This window comes from Pseudomonas sp. W2Oct36 (assembly GCF_041060465.1).
In the GTDB taxonomy this organism is placed as follows: Bacteria; Pseudomonadota; Gammaproteobacteria; order Pseudomonadales; family Pseudomonadaceae; genus Aquipseudomonas; species Aquipseudomonas graminis_B.
Genome location: NZ_JAUERW010000009.1, coordinates 143,080 through 165,144, shown reverse-complemented (window position 1 = coordinate 165,144; position 22,065 = coordinate 143,080). Strand labels below are relative to the sequence as shown.

The following is a 22,065-nucleotide window of genomic DNA, read 5'->3' as shown; positions in this document are numbered from 1 at the left end:
CCATGAAAAGACGCTCTGTCGGATTCACAAAGCCATACGAACCGGCCCCGTCGGCGCGGTATCATGCCGGCCACTTTCACAGGCCGAGCAGGCGGGCCTGTTGCACGCAATCGGGTTGAGGGCAATTCATGTCACCGTGGCTGACAGTCGTGGGAATCGGTGAGGACGGCTATAAAGGTCTGGGCCGAAACGCTCGGCACGCGCTGCTGCAGGCGCGGCAGGTGTTCGGCGGCCCGCGGCAGCTGGCCTTGCTGCCGCCGTGCATTCAGGCCGAGCAGCGCCAGTGGCCCAGCCCGTTTTCCCTGAGCCCGGTGCTGGAGCAGCGTGGCGACCCGATCTGCGTGCTGGCCAGCGGCGACCCCATGCTGTTCGGCGTCGGCGCGAGCCTGTCGAAACACGTCCCCTTCGCTGAGATGCGGGTGATTCCAGCGCCGTCTTCTTATTCGCTGGCGGCGGCCCGTCTGGGTTGGGCGTTGCAGGACGTGGTGACGCTGTCAGTCGTCGCCCGCCCGGCCGCGGCCTTGAATGCTCACCTGCAACACGGCCTGCGGCTGCTGGTGCTGAGCAACGACGGCTCCAGCCCGGCGGCCATCGCGGCGCAGCTCCGCGAACGCGGGTTTGGCCCGAGCCGCATGATGGTGCTCGAACACTTGGGCGGCAGCGCCGAGCGACAGATCGAAGGCACCGCCGGTGAGTGGAACGCCACGGACATCGCGGCGCTGAACCTGGTCGCCATCGAATGCCGCGCCCAGCCTGATGCATTGCGTCTTTCGCCGCTGGGCGGTCTGCCGGACGAGGCATTTCGGCATGACGGTCAGCTCACCAAGCGCGACGTGCGGGCCATCACCCTGGCAAGGCTCGCCCCCGTTCCCGGTGAACTGCTGTGGGACGTGGGCGCAGGCTGCGGCTCCATCGGCATCGAGTGGATGCGCGCGCACCCGACCTGCCGCGCCATCGCCGTCGAGGCGGATGAGGGACGGCAACAACTGATCGAACTCAACCGCGATGCGCTGGGTGTGCCAGGCCTGCAACTGATTCGCGGACGTGCGCCCGATGCGCTGGAAGGCCTTGAACAACCGGACGCGATCTTCATCGGCGGCGGCGTAACGCGCGAGGGTGTGCTGCACGCGTGCTGGGAAAACCTGCGCTCCGGCGGCCGTTTAGTGGCCAATGCCGTCACGCTGCAAAGCGAAGCGATGCTGGTTAACTGGCGCGAGCAATACGGCGGCGAACTGACCCGCATTCACCTGGCCCACGCCAAACCACTGGGCGAGTTCGACACTTGGCGTCAGGCGCTGCCGATCACCTTGCTCGAAGCGATCAAACCCTGATGCGCGACGAAACCGCCGAACAGCCTGCGCCGTTACGCAGCGGCTTGACCACTGGCAGCTGCGCCACGGCGACGTCCCTCGCCGCCGCGCGCCTGTTGCTGGCCGGCGAGACCAACGATGCCATCGAAATCACGCTGCCCAAAGGCAAGTGCGTGCAGATGCGCCTGGAATTCTGCCGTCTGATTGCGGGCGGCGCCGAGGCCGGCACGCTCAAGGATGCCGGTGACGATCCGGACGTTACCCACGGCGCGCTGGTGTCTGCCCAAGTCAGGCTGGTCCCTGAGCCCGGCGTGCGATTTGTCGCGGGCGAAGGCGTGGGCACCGTCACCCGCCCGGGTCTGGTGCTGGGTGTCGGCGAGCCGGCGATCAATCCGGTGCCGCGCAGGATGATGGCCGAACACCTGACGCATCTGGCCCAAGAGGTGAGCTATGGCGGCGGGTTTGAAGTGACGGTCTGCGTCGAAAACGGCAGCACGCTGGCTTTGAAAACCATGAACCCGCGGTTGGGGATTCTCGGCGGCCTGTCGATTCTGGGCACCAGCGGGATCGTCCGTCCCTTCTCCTGCGCGGCGTACATCGCGTCGATCCACCAGGGCATCGACGTCGCGCGCACCAACGGTTACCAGCACATCGCTGCCTGCACCGGCAACGCCAGCGAAGACACGATGCGTCGCGTGTATCAGATCCCGGACATCGCACTGATCGAGATGGGGGATTTTGTCGGCGCTGTGCTCAAGCACCTGCGCAAAACCCCGGTAGAGCGGCTCAGTGTCTGCGGCGGTTTCGGCAAGATCAGCAAGCTGGCGGCGGGCCATATGGACCTGCACAGTCGCCACTCCAGTATCGATCTGGTTCAGCTCGCGCGCTGGGCTGCCGATGTGGGCGCGGACGCCGAGCTGCAACAGAACATTCGCCAGGCCAACACCAGTCAGCAAGCGCTGGCCATGGCCTCCGCCGTCGGCATCGCGCTGGGTGATGCGGTCTGTCAGCACGCGCTGAATTTCGCCCGCAGCGTGGTGCCGGCGCAGGTTGAGGTCGAGGTCTTCGCCATCGACCGGCAGGGCGGGATCGTCGGCCACGCGGGAGGTTTTGATTGAACTCACACACCCTGAAACGCGTACTATTGCTCGGCGGCGTCACCGACGCACTGGCGATCGCCCGTACGCTGGGGCCTCAGCACGTTTACAGCCTGGCGGGCGTGGGTCGCGTGCCCACCGACCTGCGCTGCGAAGTCCGTGTGGGCGGGTTCGGCGGCGCTGAAGGGCTGGCAAACTTCGTACAGCAAACAGGCATCGATCTGATCCTGGACGCGACGCACCCTTACGCTGCGCAGATGAGCCAGAACGCTGTCACGGCGGCAAGGCTGACCGGTGTTCCCTGCTGGGCATTGCGTCGACCCGCGTGGCAGGCGGGGCCGGACGATGACTGGCGCGAAGTTGCGGACTGGGCAGAATTGATCGCCGCCCTCACCCCCTTTCAACGCCCCCTGTTCACCTTGGGCCGCGAACCTTTGCAGCACCTGCACGAGATTCCCGCCCATCAGTTCTGGACGCTGCGGGCCCTGGACATCTACCCCGGCAACGAACGCTGTGAAGTGATCGGCGCGCGTGGGCCTTTCCTTCTCGAAGAAGAGCGCGAGCTGTTCGAGACTCGCAATATCGATGTCCTCATCAGCAAGAACAGCGGCAGCACCGCGACCGAGCCGAAGCTGGAAGTGGCACGGCAGCGCGGGGTGCCGGTGCTGGTGTTGCAACGGCCGGTGCTGCCGGAGGTGGATCGGGCGTTGTGGAGTGTGGGCGAGGTGTTGGCTGCGTTGCAGAATGCTGCAGATGCCAGCTAGCTGTGTGGCATCCGCCTGGCCCCCTGCTGAACCCTTCCTGAACCAAACCCGCCCCGCGACATAACGTCGCGGGCGGGCTTTTTACATCTGGCGGCCGATCAGGCTAAATGGCCGGCATGAGAAAACAACAAGATCAAATCATCACGCAGAAGCGGCGCCGGGCGTTCGCCTGGGTGGCCTGTTTCGCACTGTTGTTCGGCGTGCTGGCGATGCCGATGACGCCGACCATGCCGCGCCCCGAGGGTGAGCGGCTGGTCTGGGGAAGCGGCTGCACAGACGCCGCATCACGCCTGGCCATGACGCCCGTTGAAGTCATCGATAAACAATCGTCCTATCACCCCGACATCGCGTTCGTGCAGCACTGCGCCTGCTGCCCAAACGCCACGCCACTGGTTGCAGTGCCGACCCTCATGGGTTTTGGATTGTTCGCCCTGGTCGAACCGGTGCGTTTCCCTGTTGCGGTATTGGTGCTGCGTGCGCCGCCCCGTCAGCACTGGCCTGAACGCAATCCGCACGCATCGCCCCGGGTCTGATGAGTCGACCTTGCCCTGGCGCACCTGAATGAACCGGAGACCTGCGTTGATGCTGAACAAAATCCTCCTGCTGATCGCCCTTGCGCTGCCAGCGGCTTTCGTTGAAGCCCAGGATTACACCAAGGGCCAACTCGTCGTTGCGCAGCCATGGTCCATGGCGTTGCCGCCCAACGCGCCCACCGTTGCTGCCTATTTTGTGATCACCAATGGAGGCGCGGAGAACGATAAGCTGAAAGCGGTCGACAGCCCCATCGCCGGTGCCGCTCAGCTGCATGAGCACGTCAGCCAGGACGGCCTGATGAAAATGCAGCACGTCGAGACGGTGGATATCCCCGGCGGCGGCACCGCGACATTCGCCCCCATGGCCTATCACGTCATGCTGCTGGATCTGAAAGACCGCGCCCGACTGATCGACGGGCAGAGCTTCCCCCTCACACTGCACTTTGAGAAAGCGGGCGACTTGACCGTTGAGGTGATGGTATTGAAACAGCCACCCGATGCTGCTGCCCCGGCCCACGCCCACTGACCCGCCGAATCCCGACGCTGCCCCCTTGAACCGTCCGCCCGCGAACCGCGCCCGATCAGCCCACGCCCCTCGTCACTCGCAGGGTGCGTGGCTGAGCCTGTTCGCCATGCTGATGATCTTCATCGGCCCGCTGATCTCCCAGTCGATCCCCATGGAGCATCACAGCGGTATGGCAATGCCCGCGCCGACTTCGATGTCGATGTCGATGCAGGGCGAAATGGACATGTCGGCCTCGATGGACATGGCCATGGAGATGGGCGCGGGCGAACACAGCGGCCACGCCAAGGCCGAACTGGACGCCGGCGTCGATCACGTCATCTGGGCCAAATGCGGCTATTGCACACTGCTGTTCAGTTGCCCGGCGCTCACCAAAACCGTCGCCGTCCTGGCCCCTGTCCCGCCCAGACCCGCCGACTTCTACAACGAAGCCACGCAACTCGGCCACGCTCAACGCAACGTCTTCCCCAACGCCCGCAGTCGCGCGCCGCCCCTCTCGTCAGTCGTTTGAACGCCACAAATTGACTCGCACCCGCTGACGGCTTCTCTGCTGCCAGCGGGTTGCGCCGTGTTTTCCCTGACGGGAGCGTTGCACCATGTCCAAACCTAATGTGTCTTTCTACAACCTGGCGTGGCGATGGCATTTCTATGCCGGCCTGTTCGTCGCGCCGTTCATGATTCTGCTGGCGGTCACCGGGATCATTTACCTGTTCAAACCTCAGCTCGACGCGCTGATGTACAGCGACCTGCTGACGGTTAAACCCGCGCACCACTCACTCAGTGCCGATGACCTGCAAAAGCGTGTGCTGACGGCCTTTCCACAGGCTCAGGTGAGCAAATACCTGCCGCCGCTGAATGCCGAGGGCAGCGCGCAGTTCGTGGTCAAAAACGCAGGCCGCGACATGAACGTGTTCATCGATCCCTACAGCGGCACGGTGCTTGGCACCCAGGACGCAAAGCAAAACCTGCAAGCCATCGCGCGCGAACTGCACGGCGAACTGATGATCGGCACCGTCGGCGATCGGCTGGTGGAACTGGCCGCCGGCTGGGGCATCGTGCTGGTGGTTTCGGGCGTGTACCTGTGGTGGCCACGCGGTCGATCACCCGCCGGCGTGCTCTGGCCTCGTCTCTCCGCCCGAGGCCGCATTCTCTGGCGCGACCTGCACGCGGTGACCGGATTCTGGGGGTCGGTGGCGCTGCTGTTCATGTTGCTGAGCGGCATGACCTGGACCGGCATGTGGGGGAAGGTGTATGCCGATGTCTGGAACACGTTTCCGGCGGCGATGTGGAATGACGTGCCCAAGTCGGACAAGCAGGCGGGCGCCTTGAACAGCGCCAGTGTGCAGACCGTGCCGTGGGCCATGGAAAACACGCCGATGCCGGCGTCGTCCGGGGATCACGCCGAGCACATGAATCACGCGCACATGTCCAGCGCTCCCGCAGCGCCGGGCATCTCCCTGCAGCAGGTAGTGGACATCGCCAAGGCGCGCACTATCGAACCGGGCTACAGCATCACCCAACCGAAAACCGCCGATGGCGTGTTCACCGTCTCCGTGTTCGCCGACGACCCGCGCAATGACGCCACGCTGCATGTCGATCAGTACAGCGGCAAGGTGCTGGCGGACGTGCGTTACAGCGATTACAGCACCGTGTCCAAGGCCACTGAACTGGGCGTGATGCTGCACGAAGGCAAGATGTACGGCTGGGTAAACCAGCTGCTGATTCTGTTCATCTGCCTGATGGTGCTGCTGAGTTCGGTGAGCGGAATCGTGATCTGGTGGAAGCGTCGCCCGCAGAACGGTTTCGGCGTTCCGCCGTTGCGTCATGACCTGCCGCGCTGGAAAACTGCGACCGTGGTGATGGTCGCGCTGGGCGTGGCGTTTCCGCTGGTAGGGGTTTCGATGATGGCGGTATGGATGCTCGATCGAATAGTGCGTTCGCGCTTTGCCAAAACGGCGACAACAGCTTAGATTGCGTCTCGCGGAGCCTGGAACCTCTTTTGGGTGGTTTAGTGATGAATTCCTCCTCATTTCGGGTTTCAGGCTTCGCACCTGTTTTTTTGCTCGTCGAATGCCCCACCTCCTCCGCGAAAACTCCTACCCGTCTGGTCGCTTTTCCTTTACCTCCAGACCTGGTTCCGCCTACAGACGTACGCCTCACGCCCTGACTCCATGAAACGAGTCGCCGAACCCGTCGGTTCTGCGAGTCATCCCTCATGCATACGAACAGGCGCCATGAATTCCACGAACGTTACCGCTCCATCCATGCTCGACGTCGACAGCTCTGCCTTGACGATTTACACACTCCCCGATTTCACCCAGGCCCTTGAACAGACGCTCACTGACTGCCTTCGCCTGAGCCATCGCGGGCTGGCGTTCGATTACGCCCGTGCCCGGCTGGTCTGCCAGGAGCGAAGCATCGAACCCGGCGCAACCGAAGTCACCAGCAGCTACCCGCTGATTGCCAGCCTGACAGCCCATTTCACCGGGCTTTTTCAGTGGCAGAACGTCGAGTCTGCCGGGCTCTACGCCACCGAGTTTCCTTTGTCTGACACGCCCTCCATCGGCGGGCTGGACCGCGACGCACTGATCGCTCTGTATGCAGCCGTCGCGCAGGCCCTGCCCGACCGCTACAAACAGACACTCTCGGATCATTGGGCAGAGGTTCAGCCCTCCGGCAAAACGCGGCGTGAGGACTTCCTCGCCGACCGGGTCAAATTGCTCAGGCTGGAGGGCCAGATGCGGGTCGCAAAAGGTGAATTTCGGCCGCATCTGTACAGCATGCTCGATGCCACGCTGGATTACGGCATGGACACCTCGGCAGACCCGCTGCAGAAACACGACGTGTTCAACCTGTGGCTGAGAACACACTCCACCGCACTGTTTCCCCTGACCGGGGCGTTTGTGATCACCGAGCAACGCAGCGATCAGGTTCCGGCTACCGACGACGAGTCAGTCGGAGAGGTCGTCCTTTACACCCCTGCCAGCAGTCTGGAACGATTCGATTCAGTGAATCAGCTCACCGCCACCCTCACCCGCCGCCTTGCCGACGAGACGCAACGCCGCCAGTTACTGGGCCATCTCAGGCTCAACGATGTCATCACAATGGCGCTGCCCAACGCTGACGTTGAGCAGCCCCCTGTACGCTGGGGCCTGCAGAAGCTGGGCAATAATTTCATGAGCCTGCTGCTGACGTCGCAGATCATCAAACAGAAGGCTGACTTCGACCACGCAGTGAACATCGCTCAATCCCTGAACCTCAATCAGCCGTCGTTTCAGCGCCTCATTCTCGAGTTGATGGCCTCGGATCAGCTGTTCGACAACCACCGCATCGAGCGGCAGCTGGATTGCGATGTGGTCCGCGAGCAGATGCCTGACTGGTGGGACAAAATGAGTGAAGAACAGCGGGCCGAATGGACCCGCGATGCCACGGCTTACGCGCAGTCTATCCGGGCCATCCGCCGCATCAGTCTGGAGCACTTCAACACGCCGCAAGCTGACGGCGCCCACGTCCTGACGGCCTACGTCGATGCCACGGTCACCGCCGCACTGGCAGAGAAAAACATTCAACTGGCGCCTCGACAGATTCAGGTCATTGCGACGTTCCCGCATCTCAACGCGTCCCTGTTTTACCCTCTTACCCCGACAGAAACGACAACCCGGTCGCAGACCCACTCGTTGCACGCAGTGGCCCACAAAGACGCCCTACGGACGACCATCCAGTACGCCAGCGATATACGGGCTGCAGACGAACACGGTGCAGCGATACCGGGGCTTTCCGGCGTTTTCGTGAAAGAGCTGCTGGCGCGAATCCAGATTCCAAAGCGGCTGGACGACTACCTTGCCGAGCACCTTGATCACTCCGAGTACGCTGCCCAGCTGAAGCACCACCACCGCGAGTTGCTGCTGGCGAGACTGGGCATGGCGTATGCGGAGAGTCAGCTCAACGGATTTCCCGAAAACCGTCTGCGCTGGATCAAAGCGGTACTGGACGGCCCGGATTCGCAGCAGCGTACAGAGGTGGACGAGTTCAGTATCGAGGTACGAATGCTGCACATCAGCGGGGTCATGATCCCGGACGTCATGTTGATTGCCCCGGTCGGCAAATTCAGCAAGGGGCCTCTTGTCCTTTGCACGCTCAACGCCCCGGATAACGTAGTGTTCCGCGCATTCGACAGCATGTTCCACCTCACGCAGGCGTTTCTGGAACGCGACACGTACAAATCCTACATGGCGAGGCTGCTGCCGCTGGCCGATAGGGGGCAGGCTCGACTGATGCTTGATTACGAGGAGTCGCTCAAGCACTGGCGTCTCCCGGATGTACTGGCGTCGCTGCCGAATCCGGTTCCCATCCCGTCCCACTTTACGCATCCAGTGGTGTTTGTGACGCAGACCGGCGATCTGTTCGACGACTATTTCGGGGTCAGGATCCGCCAGTTGAAAGAGGAGGCGAAATCGCTGCTGATCCAGCCCGACACCGGCGAGTCCCGGTGGCAAACCTTCGACATGGTCGTGAGCGTGGCGCTGCTGCTGTTGCCCCCGCCGGTCATGATCCCCCTCGCGCTTGGAATGGGCCTGGCCAACGCCTGGAGCGGCTTTCAGAAAGTCGATGAAAACGACTGGGACGGTGCTGCACAGGAGTTTATGGACGCGGCCGGTTATCTGCTGACTGCCGGTGTCTCACGAGCAGGTGGCGCAGCCTTCAAGGGCCGTCAACTGGCGGCAATAAAACGCCCGCACCTGGTCCGCCGCATCGGACGCCATGGACAGGTGCAGATCGGCTATCTGCTGTCACCCGCTGGAGCGCCCTACTTTACCGAGTCGGGCATGATCACGCGGCTTGATCCGAAAAAATTCACCGAGATCACCCTCGATTCCGAAAAGGCCTACGTGGCTCGACGGTTCAACCTGTTCGGGCGGTGCCGCCTGTACCGCACCTATTACCGAGACCCCGCGCTGCTGATCCATGAGGACGAATACGTTGTGCGGACAAGGACCGGGGGCTGGCGCAAGGTCTCGCAGCCGGTGGTGCGCCTGGCACCGAGCGCGAGTCGACAGGCCCGGCATGACCTAAGCCTGCTGCTCACCGGATGGCCGTTCCCGTCTGAAGGCATTAGCATCGCTGAACCGTCCCTCGATGAACCCCGGTTCCTGGCCCTGGCCGAACGCGCGAGAGCGGAGCTGTACCCCGAACTGCTCGACTACATCGAAGGCGGTTCCGCAGAGATCAATCAACTCCTGAGAAGCGGAGCGCGGACGCCCCGGACCCAAGCGTTTCTCAACCAGTTCTACCGCTTGCGGTCATGGAAAGGCGATGCGTTCCGTGCAGCGCGCGTTACGAACGAGGGTCTGCAGCAACTGCGACGTGAGCTCGGCGCGGTGTTTGTGGACTCGGGGGTGCAATCGGCGTCGATCAGCCGAGGGAATGCCGTGCGCTGGAGCCTGGACAGGTTCGTGACGGACCAGGCATCAAGTAATACGCACCCGGTGTTTCTGATCTTTGCGCCGTCGGTACCGAAGAAGAACATGTTCTCGGATTTTCTTGCCGACCATGTCGCTATCCCGCCCGGCACCCGTCTGCAACTCAGGGCGTTTGAGGAAGTGAACGGACAGGCGTTTGCCTATTTCACCGCGCCGGACAACATCGCCTACGAAACCTTTGATCTGTTTACGGGGGAGCGTGAGCTTTTCGTGAGGTAGCACCACGGGCCAATCGGCTAATCCCAGCCTCCCCGGTAATGCCCGACAGGCTCGCACCAGTTGAGCGCGCATGACGCACCACCCGCCCCGCATCGATCCACATTGGTGCGCGGCGCCGGGTTCACGCGACGTTTTGATTCCATTTTGCGACGCGCGCAGCCTTGGCCCAGCGTTTGCTAAAGCCTAAGCAGACTCAACTGTGCACCGCCAACAGCCGTCATCTAAAAAAATCAGAGAATGGAGCTAGCCAATGAAGCGTCGTAGTTTGCTGAAAGCGTTCACTTTGTCTGCATCGATCGCAGCGATGGGTTTGACCTGGACCGCTCAGGCGGCCGAGACCATCAAGGTCGGCATTCTGCATTCTTTGTCCGGCACCATGGCCATCTCCGAGACCTCGCTCAAGGACATGGCGCTGATGACCATTGATGAAATCAACGCCAAGGGCGGCGTCGACGGCAAGATGCTTGAGCCTGTGGTAGTCGACCCGGCGTCGAACTGGCCGTTGTTTGCCGAGAAGGGCCGCCAGCTGTTGACTCAGGACAAGGTCGCCGTGGTGTTTGGCTGCTGGACTTCGGTGTCGCGCAAGTCGGTGCTGCCGGTCTTCGAAGAGTTGAACGGCTTGCTGTTTTACCCGGTGCAGTACGAAGGTGAAGAGATGTCGCCGAACGTGTTCTACACCGGCGCCGCGCCTAATCAGCAGGCGATTCCGGCGGTTGAATACCTGATGAGCGAAGACGGCGGCGGGGCCAAGCGCTTCTTCCTGCTGGGCACCGATTACGTCTACCCGCGCACCACGAACAAGATTCTGCGCTCGTTCCTGCACTCCAAAGGTGTGGCGGACAAGGACATCGAAGAGGTCTACACCCCGTTCGGGCACAGTGATTACCAGACCATCGTGTCGAACATCAAGAAGTTCGCAGCGGGCGGCAAGACGGCAGTGATTTCCACGGTCAACGGCGACTCCAACGTGCCGTTCTACAAAGAGCTGGGCAATCAGGGCCTGAAAGCCACCGACGTACCCGTGGTGGCGTTCTCGGTCGGCGAAGAAGAACTGCGCGGCGTCGACACCAAACCCTTGGTGGGCAACCTGGCGGCGTGGAACTACTTCGAATCGGTGAAGAACCCGGTCAACACCAAGTTCGTCGCCGACTGGAAGGCCTACGCCAAGGCGCACAACCTGCCGAACGCCGACAAGGCCGTGACCAACGACCCGATGGAGGCCACGTACGTGGGTATCCACATGTGGGCGCAAGCGGTCGAGAAAGCCAAATCCACCGACGTGGATAAAGTCCGCGAAGCCATGGCCGGACAGACCTTCGCCGCGCCGTCGGGCTTCACCCTGACGATGGACAAGACCAACCACCACTTGCACAAACCGGTGATGATCGGCGAGATCAAGGCTGACGGTCAGTTCAACGTGGTGTGGCAGACCAAAGAGCCGATTCGCGCCCAGCCTTGGAGTCCGTTCATTCCGGGCAACGACAAAAAGCCTGACTACGCAGTGAAGAGCAACTAAGGAACACAGGGTAAACGGCCGGCTGAAATGTTCCGGCTGAACCTATCCCTGTAGGAGTGAGCTTGCTCGCGATCGCGATCTGCCTGTGACGATGATGTCGGCTGGTATACCGCCATCGCGAGCAAGCTCACTCCTACAGTTCCTCGTCTGACATTGCGTCATGCGGGTGCTCCCAGGACTCGATATGCCCAGATACTTCCACCACCTCATTCTCGCGCTGTGCCTGTGGCTGCCTTTCGCCGCCCATGCCAGTGATGCCGGCGACTTTGTCGCGGCTCAATCCTCCGAGCGCGCCCAACTGCTGGAAACCTGGGCCGCCAGGCCTGATCCGGCGCGCGTCGAGTTGCTGGTTGCCCTGCAGGACGGCCGCGTCGCCGCCGACAGCAGCAACCGGGCGTTCATCCAGAACGGCGACAGCTTCATCGCCGTCGACCCTGCCGCTCCCGCGCTGGCCGATGCGCCAAACCCCGACACGCCACAGGCCATCAGCTTGAACAACCGCCTTCGCGGCCTGATCAACACCGCGCTGGCCAGCCATCAATTGCTCGCTGCCGACCCCAAGGTTCGCCTGGCCGCCGCGCAAATCCTGCAGAAAAGCGGGCGCCCGGCGCAATTGCCCCTGCTGGTGCAACAAGTGGCGAGCGAACAGGACGACAGCGTCCATTCGGCCCTTAATCTGGCGCTGGCCAACCTGCAGCTGGTGGACGTGAGCCCTACCGTGCGGCTCGCCGCGGTGCGCCTGCTCGGTGAGACCGGTGACCCGCTGGCCCGCACCCGGCTGGAAACCCTGCTCGAACCCAACGTTGAAACCGACCCCACCGTGCGTCTGGCGGCGGAGACAAGCCTGGCTCAGGTCAAACGCAAATTGATGATCGGCGAGATCCTCGGGCAAGCCTTCGCCGGCCTGTCGCTGGGGTCGATTCTGCTGCTGGCGGCGCTGGGGCTGGCGATCACCTTCGGCCTGCTCGGCGTGATCAACATGGCCCACGGCGAGATGCTGATGCTCGGCGCCTACGCCACCTACGTCGTGCAGATGATGTTTCAGCGCTACGCCCCCGGCGCCCTTGAGTTTTATCCGCTGGTGGCGCTGCCGATCGCGTTTTTCGTCACCGCGTGCATCGGCATGGCGCTGGAACGTACGGTCATTCGCCACTTGTACGGTCGCCCGCTGGAAACACTGCTGGCGACCTGGGGCATCAGCCTGATACTGATCCAACTGATTCGCGTGGTGTTCGGCGCGCAGAACGTCGAAGTGGCGAACCCGGAATGGCTGTCGGGCGGCATTCAGGTGCTGCCCAATCTCGTGCTGCCCTGGAACCGCATCGTCATCATCGCCTTCGCGCTGTTTGTCGTCGTGCTGACCTGGCTGCTGCTGAACAAAACCCGCCTGGGCCTGAACGTGCGTGCCGTCACCCAGAACCGCAACATGGCCGCCTGCTGCGGCGTGCCCACCGGGCGCATCGACATGATGGCCTTCGGGCTCGGCTCCGGCATTGCCGGCCTGGGCGGCGTGGCACTCAGCCAAATTGGCAACGTCGGTCCTGACCTGGGCCAGAGCTACATCATCGACTCCTTCCTCGTGGTCGTGCTCGGCGGCGTCGGTCAACTGGCCGGCAGCGTCACGGCGGCCTTCGGGCTGGGCATCGCCAACAAGATTCTCGAACCGCAGATCGGCGCGGTACTGGGCAAGATCCTGATCCTGGCGCTGATCATTCTGTTCATTCAGAAACGTCCGCAAGGCCTCTTCGCACTCAAAGGACGGGTGATCGACTGATGAATCAGCCATTGATGGTCACTGCCGCGCAACGCGCCGGCACCCAAGTCACGGTCGCGGTCGGCGTGGTGATTCTTGCCTTGCTGATCGCCCTGCCGTTGCTGTCCCTGCTACCCGAGAGCAACAGCCTGCAAGTCTCGGCCTACACCCTGACGCTGGTGGGCAAAATCCTCTGCTACGCGATCGTTGCGCTGGCACTGGATCTGGTCTGGGGTTACGCGGGCCTGTTGTCCCTGGGCCATGGGCTGTTCTTCGCCCTGGGCGGTTACGCGATGGGCATGTACCTGATGCGCGAGGCGTCGGGCGACGGTCTGCCGGCGTTCATGACCTTTTTGTCGTGGACCGAACTGCCGTGGTACTGGGTCGGCACGCAGCATTTCCTCTGGGCCATGTGCCTGGTGGTCCTGGCACCGGGGTTGCTGGCGCTGGTGTTCGGCTTCTTCGCCTTCCGCTCGCGGATCAAGGGCGTGTACTTCTCGATCATGACCCAGGCCCTGACCTTCGCCGGGATGCTGCTGTTCTTCCGCAACGAAACCGGCTTTGGCGGCAACAACGGTTTCACCAACTTCCGCAGCATTCTGGGGTTCAGCATCACCTCCCAGGGCACTCGCGCGGTGTTGTTTCTGCTGACGGTGGCGCTGCTGGCGGGCAGCCTGTTTGTCGGCTGGCGTCTGGCGCGCAGCAAGTTCGGTCGTGTCTTGACCGCCGTGCGCGATGCGGAGAACCGTTTGATGTTCTGCGGCTACGATCCGCGCGGTTTCAAGCTGTTTGTCTGGGTGTTGAGCGCCGTGCTGTGCGGCCTGGCCGGGGCGTTGTACGTGCCGCAGGTGGGCATCATCAACCCGAGCGAAATGTCGCCGACCAACTCCATTGAAGCGGCCGTCTGGGTCGCCCTGGGCGGTCGCGGCACGCTGATCGGCCCACTGCTCGGCGCCGGTCTGGTCAATGGCATGAAGAGTTGGTTCACCGTGGCCTTCCCTGAATACTGGCTGTTCTTCCTCGGCGCGCTGTTCATCGTGGTGACGCTGTACCTGCCCAAAGGCGTGATCGGCCTGATCAAGAAAAGGGGCTAGCAATGAAAGTGACTCCCACGCCCGCATTCGACCCAGTGCTTGATCCAAACAGCGACGCCGGTACCAGCCGCGACGCCATCGGTCTCGGCCAGGCTGCCGGCAAAGGGCTGAATACCTTGCACGGCACGATCCTGACGCTGGAAGACATCAGCGTCAGCTTCGACGGCTTCAAGGCCCTCAATGATCTGAATCTGTACATCCGCGTCGGCGAGCTGCGTTGCATCATCGGCCCCAACGGCGCGGGCAAGACCACGCTGATGGACGTCATCACCGGCAAGACCCGCCCCAGTCACGGCAAGGCCTGGTTCGGCGAAACCCTGGACCTGACCAAGATGAGCGAAGTGCAGATCGCCCAGTCAGGGATCGGCCGCAAGTTTCAGAAGCCCACGGTGTTTGAAGCGCTGAGCGTGTTCGAAAACCTGGAGTTGGCGCAGAAGACCGACAAATCGGTGTGGGCCAGCCTGCGGGCAAAGCTCAATGGCGAACAGCGCGACCGCATCGACGAGGTGCTGGAGACCATTCGCCTGAGCGCGTCGATGTCGCGCCCCGCCGGGCTGCTGTCCCACGGTCAGAAGCAGTTTCTGGAGATCGGCATGTTGCTGGTCCAGGACCCGCAACTGCTGCTGCTCGACGAGCCTGTCGCCGGCATGACCGACGCCGAAACCGAATTCACCGCCGAGCTGTTCAAAAGCCTGGCCGGCAAGCACTCGCTGATGGTGGTCGAGCACGACATGGGCTTCGTCGGCAGCATCGCCGACCACGTCACCGTCCTGCACCAGGGCAGCGTGCTGGCGGAAGGATCGCTGGAAGACGTGCAGGCGGATGAAAGAGTTATCGAAGTGTATTTGGGGCGGTAAACCGCCCAGCGGCAAGCTTTTAGCTGCAAGCGGCGAGCTGAAGCCAAACGCATGACCCGCTTTTTCTTGCAGCTTGCAGCTGATGAATCCGAGGAAATCAAATTGTTAACCGTCACTCAGCTGCATCAATTCTACGGCGGCAGCCACATCCTCCGGGGCCTGTCGTTTGACGTAAAAATCGGCGAGGTCACGTGCCTGCTCGGTCGCAACGGTGTGGGCAAGACCACGCTGTTGAAAGTGCTGATGGGGCTGCTGCCCGCCAAAGAAGGCGTGGTGCAGTGGGAAGGCAAGACGATCACCGGTTTCAAGCCCCACCAGCGCGTGCATTCCGGCATCGCCTACGTGCCCCAGGGCCGGGAGATTTTCGGGCGGCTGACCGTTGAGGAAAACCTGCTGATGGGCCTGTCACGCTTTCCGGGATCGGAGGCGAAGGAAGTCCCGGCGTTCATCTACGAGCTGTTCCCGGTGTTGCTGCAGATGAAGCACCGGCGCGGTGGCGACCTGTCCGGCGGTCAACAACAGCAACTGGCGATCGGTCGCGCCCTCGCCAGTCGCCCTCGCCTGCTGATTCTCGACGAGCCCACCGAAGGCATTCAGCCCTCGGTGATCAAGGAGATCGGCGCGGTGATCAAAAAGCTCGCCGCCCGCGGTGACATGGCGATCCTGCTGGTCGAGCAGTTCTACGACTTTGCCGCCGAGCTGGCGGATCAGTACATCGTCATGTCCCGCGGCGAGATCGTCCAGCAAGGGCGCGGCGATAACATGGAGGCCGAAGGCGTTCGGGGTCTGGTCACCATTTAATTAATGCGCCGATCAGCTAAGGTACGGTCCTTGGATAACACGATAATCGACTTATGAATCTTCCTGCCCACACCGCCCTGTTCACCCCCAGCTGGCATGCCGAGCTGGAGTTGGCGTATGGGCGTTTCGGCGACAGCACGCGCCCGACGCAACGACGCCACAAAGGTCCGTTGCGGGTGCAAAAGCATCTGTACGCCGAAGGGCCGCAGGTCTGCCAACACATCATCGTTCACCCGCCGGGCGGCATTGCCGGCGGCGATCGGCTGGACATCAGCGCCAGCGTCGGCGCCAACGCCTGGGCGCAATTGACCAGCCCCGGCGCAGCGAAGTGGTACCGCGCGGTGGGCCCGGCCTATCAGCAACTGGACATAAACGTCGCTGCAGGCGGCACGCTGGAATGGCTGCCGCAGGAATCCATCGTCTTCAGCGAAGCCAAGGCTGAACTGACCACGCGGATTGATCTGGAAGGCGACGCCCGGCTGTTCTATTGGGACGTGGTTGCGCTGGGCCGGCCGGCCAGTGGCGAGCGTTTCGATCAGGGCCACTTTCAGGCGCATCTGGATATCCGGCGTGACGGCAAGCTGTTGTGGCACGAGCGCCAGCGCATCGTCGGCAATGACGGCTTGCTGGATTCGCCTATTGGCCTGTGCGGTAAACCGGTGTTTGCGACGCTGATCGTAACCGGGGAAATCGATGCTGATTTGATGGAGCGCTGCCGCGAGTTGGCCGCGCATTCAGCCGTGCGCGGCGACCTCAGCCAGTTGCCAGGGTTGATCATCGCCCGCTGCCTGGCAGACGAAGCCCTGCACGCGCGGGCCTGGCTGATTGAATTATGGAGGCTGCTGCGCCCTGCCCTGTTGGGCCGGGAGGCGATGGCGCCGAGGATCTGGAGTACTTGATGGAGCGCGTTCCCCGATCCGCTCCCTCGGGAACACGCATAGACATCCTGTAGGAGTGAGCTTGGTCTGGGCCGCATCCGGACGATAGCGATCCGTCAGATAGGAATATGCCTCTGACACACCGCAATCGCGAGCAAGCTCACTCCTACAAGTACATTGCAGCGCTGACTTATTCAGCTATTTAAGACGGACAAAACCCATGGATCTGACCCCACGCGAAAAAGACAAGATGCTGATCTTCACCGCAGGCCTGGTCGCCGAGCGACGGCTGGCACGCGGTGTGAAGCTTAATTACCCGGAAGCGATGGCCTTCATCTCCGCCGCCCTGCTGGAAGGTGCGCGTGACGGCCAGACCGTCGCCGACCTGATGCACTACGGCACCACCCTGCTGACCCGTGACCAGGTGATGGAAGGCATCCCGGAAATGATCCCGGAGATCCAGGTCGAGGCGACCTTCCCGGATGGCACCAAGCTGGTCACCGTGCATCAGCCGATTGCCTGAACGGCCCATTGAACCTGAGAAGCCCGTTGAAACAGCCACACAGGAACCCGTGGAAACGAACATGACCTATTCGATCCGTGACGCTTTGCTGACTGACATGCCGGCCGTGCTGGCGATCTACAACGACGCCGTGCTCAACACCACGGCGATCTGGAACGAGCAGCCGGTGGACCTTGCCAACCGCGAAACCTGGTTTGCTGCGCGCCAGGCACAGGCGTACCCGATTCTGGTCGCCGTAGACGACGAGGATCAGGTGCTGGGCTATTCGTCGTTCGGCGACTGGCGACCGTTCGAGGGGTTTCGTCACACCGTCGAGCACTCGGTTTACGTGCGTGCCGATCAACGGGGCAACGGCCTGGGTCCGCTGCTGATGAAAGCGCTGATCGAGCGCGCCCGCGCCTGCGACAAGCACATGATGGTCGCGGCCATCGAAAGCGGTAATGCGGCGTCGATTCACCTGCATGGGCGCGAGGGTTTTATCACCACCGGGCAAATGCCCCAGGTGGGGAACAAGTTCGGTCGCTGGCTGGACCTGACCTTCATGCAGCTGGACCTGTCGCCCGGCGCCTCTGCCCCACCTTCGCAAGCGCCCGGCATCACGCCTGTCGCCTGAATGTTCATCCTGAAAGGATTTCGCCCATGAATGCCGCCCATTTACGCCGTGTCACGTCAGAAAGCTTCGCGCATTACCGCTCAGGCCTGGTGGCGCTGTTGCTGGACGCCGTCCGCCACGGGGCCTCGGTCGGCTTCATGGCCGATCTCGGCGCTGAAGAGGCGGCCACGTGGTGGGACGGGGTCAAGGCCGAGGTTGAGCAGGGCGACCTGCTGCTCTGGGTGGTGGCAGAGGAAGACCAGGTGCTGGCGACGGTGCAACTGGCGCTGTGCCAGAAGGCCAATGGCCTGAACCGCGCCGAGGTACAGAAATTGCTGGTGCTCAGTCAGGCACGCCGGCGCGGGCTGGCGACGCAGTTGATGACCGCCGTGGAACAGGCAGCGCAGCAGCACCAGCGCGGGCTTTTGTTTCTGGACACACTGGCCGGTTCCGATGCCGAAGATTTCTATCGCGCGTCGGGGTATGAGCTGTCTGGCCTGCTGCCGGACTACGCCTGCAACCCCGACGGCGAATACAAGGCCACGGCCATTTACTACAAGTTACTGTCGAGGAAGAGCGCATGATTCCTGGTGAATACCAGATCCAGCCCGGCGACATCGAGCTCAACGCCGGTCGCCGGACCATCATCCTTAGCGTCGCCAACAGCGGAGACCGGCCTATTCAGGTCGGCTCGCACTTTCATTTTTTCGAAACCAACGACGCCCTGACCTTCGACCGCGCCGCCAGCCGGGGCATGCGCCTGAACATCCCCGCCGGCACCGCCGTGCGCTTCGAGCCGGGACAGGCGCGGGAAGTGGAACTGGTGGACCTGGCCGGGTTGAGGCGGGTTTTCGGGTTTGCGGGAAGAGTTATGGGTGAACTGTAAAACGCGTTCACTTTCCAGCCAGGTCAAGCTGCAAGCGCCAAGCCACAAGCGCCAAGCACAGCAGTCCGCGGCGTACACAACATTCGCTTTTACTTGCCGCTTGCCGCTTGAGGCTTGCCGCTTTGATTCGAGGAACGAAGTATGAAGATCAGCCGACAAGCCTACGCCGACATGTTCGGCCCCACTGTCGGCGACCGTGTGCGTCTGGCCGACACCGAGCTGTGGATCGAGGTCGAGCAGGATTTCACCGTCTATGGCGAGGAAGTGAAGTTCGGCGGCGGCAAGGTCATTCGTGACGGCATGGGCCAGGGCCAGGGCGTGGCTGCCGAAGTCGTCGACACGCTGATCACCAACGCGCTGATCGTCGATCACTGGGGCATCGTCAAAGCCGATGTCGGCCTCAAGGGCGGGCGCATCGCAGCCATCGGCAAGGCCGGCAACCCGGACATTCAGCCCGGGGTGACCATCGCCATCGGCGCCGCCACCGAAGTTATCGCTGGCGAAGGCATGATCCTCACCGCCGGTGGCGTCGACACGCACATCCACTTCATCTGCCCGCAGCAGATCGAAGAAGCGCTGATGAGCGGCGTCACCACCATGATCGGCGGCGGCACCGGCCCGGCGACGGGCACCAACGCAACCACGGTCACGCCCGGCAAGTGGCACATGATGCGCATGTTGCAGGCTGCCGAAGCGTTCCCCATGAACATCGGCTTTACCGGCAAGGGCAACGTCAGCCTGCCCGAGCCGCTGATCGAACAGGTCAAGGCCGGCGCCATCGGTCTCAAGCTGCACGAAGACTGGGGCACCACGCCTGCGGCCATCGATAACTGCCTGAGCGTCGCCGATCAGTACGACGTGCAGGTGGCTATCCACACCGACACGCTAAACGAGTCCGGCTTCGTCGAAACCACTCTGGGGGCGTTCAAGAACCGCACCATTCACACCTACCACACCGAAGGCGCCGGCGGCGGTCATGCTCCGGACATCATCAAGGCCTGCGGCTTCCCTAACGTGCTGCCGAGCTCGACCAACCCGACCCGGCCGTTCACCCGCAACACCATCGACGAGCACCTGGACATGCTGATGGTCTGCCATCACCTGGACCCGAGCATCGCCGAAGACGTCGCGTTCGCCGAGAGCCGCATCCGCCGCGAAACCATTGCCGCCGAGGACATCCTTCACGATCTGGGCGCGTTCTCGATGCTCAGCTCCGACAGCCAGGCCATGGGCCGCGTGGGCGAAGTGATCATGCGCACCTGGCAGACCGCCGATAAAATGAAACGCCAGCGCGGCCCGCTGCCGGGGGACGGCGAAGGCAACGATAACTTCCGGGCCAAACGCTACATCGCCAAATACACCATCAATCCGGCCATCACCCACGGCATCAGCCATGAAGTGGGCTCCATTGAAGTAGGTAAATGGGCGGACCTGGTGCTCTGGCGGCCGGCCTTCTTCGGGGTGAAACCGACGCTGATCCTCAAGGGCGGCTCGATTGCCGCCAGCCTGATGGGCGACGCCAACGCCTCGATCCCGACCCCGCAACCGGTTCACTACCGCCCGATGTTTGCCAGCTACGGCAGCTCGTTGCACGCCAGCAGCCTGACGTTCATCAGCCAGGCGGCCTTTGACGCCGGGGTCCCGGAGCAGCTGGGCCTGAAGAAACAGATCGGCGTGGTCAAAGGCTGCCGCAGCGTCACGAAGGCGGACCTCATCCACAACGACTACCTGCCAAACATCGACGTCGACCCGCAGACCTACCAGGTCAAGGCCGACGGCGTGCTGTTGTGGTGCGAGCCGGCGGACGTGCTGCCGATGGCGCAGCGGTATTTTCTGTTCTAAGGGTATTAGTCCTTTTTTGTAGGAGCGTGGCTTGTCCCGCGATCTGGTGCGCAGCGCCAGTGAAATCCATGAATGCGAAGATCAAGCTATTCCGTGATCGCCGCTTTTCACGACGACTTTGTCGCCGATCGCGGGACAAGCCACGCTCCTACAATGAAAGCGTGCAAATGCGTGATGCTTCCTGCAACAACATGGCGGTACTATGCGCGCTCTCATTCAGCGCCCCGGCAGCAAGGTAGTTCCCCATGCGTCTTTCGGACTTCATCGTTCAGAATGTGGATCGCATCGTCGATGAGTGGGAACGGTTTGCGGCCACGCTGACGCCCGCCGCCGCCCAGATGAGTTCAGCCGAGCTGCGCGACCATGCCGAGGCGATCCTGCTCGCGGCGGCGCGTGACATGAACACCGCTCAGACCAAAGCCGAACGCATCGCCAAGGCGCAAGGCGAAGACATCGGCAAAACCCCGACACTCGATCAGGCCGCCTCCAGTCATGGTGAATTGCGCCATATCGTCGGGTTTGACCTGGTGCAGATGACTTCAGAGTTCCGCCACCTTCGGGCCACGGTCGTGCGCTTCTGGGCAGAAAACCAGATAGATCCACAGGTCAGTCACATCACCGACATGATCCGCTTCAACGAAGCCATCGATGAAGCCCTGGCCGAGTCGACGGCGGCCTACGCCGATCGCGTGACACGTTCCCGTGACATCTTTCTCGCCATTCTCGGTCACGACCTGCGCGCGCCCTTGCAGGCCATCGGTATGTCGTCCGAGGTGCTGATGCGCAAGACTACGCTGGCAGACGCCGAGCTTGGGTACATCAAACGCATCAAAAGCAGCAGTTTGTTGATGGGGACAATGATCAGCGACTTGCTGGAGTTCGTCCGCAGCCGTCTGGGGGTCACGCTGCCGGTCGAGCGCAAGCCGATGGAGATGACCCTCGCCTGCCGCGAGGCCATCGACGCCGCGACGGCGGGGCAGCCCGACTGCAACGCCGTGTTCACCAGCACCGGTGACACCCGGGGCGAGTGGGATCGGGCACGCATCGCGCAGTTGCTGCAAAACCTGATTGGCAATGCCTTGCAGCATGGCGCGGCGACGCGGCAGGTCACCGTGAAGCTCACCGGCAGCGAAAACCATGTGAGCCTCTCGGTGCATAACGGCGGCGAGCCTATCGCGGAGGAAGCCATCGGCAGCATCTTCGACCCGCTGGTCCGCTCGGCCAACGAAAAAACCGGCATCCACAACCCTTCCACCAGCCTGGGCCTGGGGTTGTTCATCGTGAAAGAGGTGGTGAATGCCCATAACGGCAGCATCACGGTTGTGTCCAACGTCGGAGACGGCACGACGTTTAACGTGGAATTGCCGAAGAAAGGTTAATAAGCGTTGAGCAGCGAG

The 22,065-nt window shown here is 62.5% G+C and carries 20 protein-coding genes; all 20 read left to right on the top strand.

The window, feature by feature from the left end:
- Positions 1 to 128: 128 nt before the first annotated feature.
- The 20 genes from cbiE (at position 129) to QWI18_RS14395 (ending at position 22,047) form a co-directional block, all read left to right on the top strand.
- Entirely contained in the window at positions 129 to 1,331 is a 1,203-nt protein-coding gene (cbiE, locus tag QWI18_RS14490; protein ID WP_369319122.1) for a precorrin-6y C5,15-methyltransferase (decarboxylating) subunit CbiE, read from the top strand.
- On the top strand, positions 1,331 to 2,428 hold the full coding sequence (locus QWI18_RS14485; RefSeq protein ID WP_369319121.1) for a cobalt-precorrin-5B (C(1))-methyltransferase: 1,098 nt from the start codon (positions 1,331 to 1,333) through the stop codon (positions 2,426 to 2,428). Before cbiE ends, QWI18_RS14485 begins: the two co-directional genes overlap by 1 nt.
- 11 nt (positions 2,429 to 2,439) lie before the next feature.
- Positions 2,440 to 3,171, top strand: a complete 732-nt coding sequence (locus tag QWI18_RS14480) for a cobalt-precorrin-6A reductase (RefSeq protein WP_369319136.1) — start codon at positions 2,440 to 2,442, stop codon at positions 3,169 to 3,171.
- A gap of 116 nt (positions 3,172 to 3,287) precedes the next feature.
- Positions 3,288 to 3,704, top strand: coding sequence for a DUF2946 domain-containing protein (locus tag QWI18_RS14475; RefSeq protein WP_369319120.1), 417 nt, complete (start codon positions 3,288 to 3,290; stop codon positions 3,702 to 3,704).
- A 49-nt stretch (positions 3,705 to 3,753) separates the two neighbouring features.
- Positions 3,754 to 4,230 carry a copper chaperone PCu(A)C gene (locus QWI18_RS14470; protein ID WP_369319135.1) on the top strand — a complete coding sequence of 159 codons (477 nt, stop codon included), beginning with the start codon at positions 3,754 to 3,756 and terminating at the stop codon, positions 4,228 to 4,230.
- Positions 4,231 to 4,255: 25 nt separating this feature from the next.
- Positions 4,256 to 4,738, top strand: coding sequence for a DUF2946 domain-containing protein (locus QWI18_RS14465; protein ID WP_369319119.1), 483 nt, complete (start codon positions 4,256 to 4,258; stop codon positions 4,736 to 4,738).
- 85 nt (positions 4,739 to 4,823) lie between these two features.
- The gene (locus tag QWI18_RS14460; RefSeq protein ID WP_296312280.1) at positions 4,824 to 6,197 is read left to right on the top strand and encodes a PepSY domain-containing protein; all 1,374 of its coding nucleotides are present in this window, start codon (positions 4,824 to 4,826) and stop codon (positions 6,195 to 6,197) included.
- 264 nt (positions 6,198 to 6,461) lie between these two features.
- Positions 6,462 to 9,926, top strand: coding sequence for a DUF6543 domain-containing protein (locus tag QWI18_RS14455; RefSeq protein WP_369319118.1), 3,465 nt, complete (start codon positions 6,462 to 6,464; stop codon positions 9,924 to 9,926).
- A gap of 250 nt (positions 9,927 to 10,176) precedes the next feature.
- The gene (urtA, locus tag QWI18_RS14450; protein WP_369319117.1) at positions 10,177 to 11,442 is read left to right on the top strand and encodes an urea ABC transporter substrate-binding protein; all 1,266 of its coding nucleotides are present in this window, start codon (positions 10,177 to 10,179) and stop codon (positions 11,440 to 11,442) included.
- A 184-nt stretch (positions 11,443 to 11,626) separates the two neighbouring features.
- Entirely contained in the window at positions 11,627 to 13,216 is a 1,590-nt protein-coding gene (urtB, locus tag QWI18_RS14445) for an urea ABC transporter permease subunit UrtB (protein ID WP_369319116.1), read from the top strand.
- A complete protein-coding gene (urtC, locus tag QWI18_RS14440; RefSeq protein ID WP_369319115.1) occupies positions 13,216 to 14,289 on the top strand; it encodes an urea ABC transporter permease subunit UrtC in 1,074 nt (357 codons plus the stop codon). The genes urtB and urtC overlap by 1 nt, the downstream gene beginning before the upstream one ends.
- Before the next feature lie 2 nt (positions 14,290 to 14,291).
- On the top strand, positions 14,292 to 15,146 hold the full coding sequence (gene urtD, locus QWI18_RS14435) for an urea ABC transporter ATP-binding protein UrtD (RefSeq protein WP_369319114.1): 855 nt from the start codon (positions 14,292 to 14,294) through the stop codon (positions 15,144 to 15,146).
- Between the two features lie 102 nt (positions 15,147 to 15,248).
- A complete protein-coding gene (urtE, locus tag QWI18_RS14430; RefSeq protein ID WP_296314543.1) occupies positions 15,249 to 15,947 on the top strand; it encodes an urea ABC transporter ATP-binding subunit UrtE in 699 nt (232 codons plus the stop codon).
- Positions 15,948 to 16,000: 53 nt separating this feature from the next.
- Positions 16,001 to 16,846, top strand: a complete 846-nt coding sequence (locus tag QWI18_RS14425; RefSeq protein WP_369319113.1) for an urease accessory protein UreD — start codon at positions 16,001 to 16,003, stop codon at positions 16,844 to 16,846.
- A gap of 199 nt (positions 16,847 to 17,045) precedes the next feature.
- A complete protein-coding gene (locus tag QWI18_RS14420) occupies positions 17,046 to 17,348 on the top strand; it encodes an urease subunit gamma (RefSeq protein WP_065987752.1) in 303 nt (100 codons plus the stop codon).
- 61 nt (positions 17,349 to 17,409) lie between these two features.
- Positions 17,410 to 17,961: an N-acetyltransferase family protein gene (locus tag QWI18_RS14415; protein ID WP_369319112.1), complete on the top strand. Its 552-nt coding sequence runs from the start codon at positions 17,410 to 17,412 to the stop codon at positions 17,959 to 17,961.
- A gap of 26 nt (positions 17,962 to 17,987) precedes the next feature.
- A complete protein-coding gene (locus QWI18_RS14410; RefSeq protein WP_065987754.1) occupies positions 17,988 to 18,524 on the top strand; it encodes a GNAT family N-acetyltransferase in 537 nt (178 codons plus the stop codon).
- Entirely contained in the window at positions 18,521 to 18,826 is a 306-nt protein-coding gene (locus QWI18_RS14405; protein WP_192133266.1) for an urease subunit beta, read from the top strand. Before QWI18_RS14410 ends, QWI18_RS14405 begins: the two co-directional genes overlap by 4 nt.
- 141 nt (positions 18,827 to 18,967) lie before the next feature.
- Positions 18,968 to 20,668, top strand: coding sequence for an urease subunit alpha (gene ureC / locus QWI18_RS14400; protein WP_065987756.1), 1,701 nt, complete (start codon positions 18,968 to 18,970; stop codon positions 20,666 to 20,668).
- 245 nt (positions 20,669 to 20,913) lie between these two features.
- On the top strand, positions 20,914 to 22,047 hold the full coding sequence (locus tag QWI18_RS14395) for a sensor histidine kinase KdpD (RefSeq protein WP_065987759.1): 1,134 nt from the start codon (positions 20,914 to 20,916) through the stop codon (positions 22,045 to 22,047).
- The last annotated feature ends 18 nt before the right edge of the window (positions 22,048 to 22,065 follow it).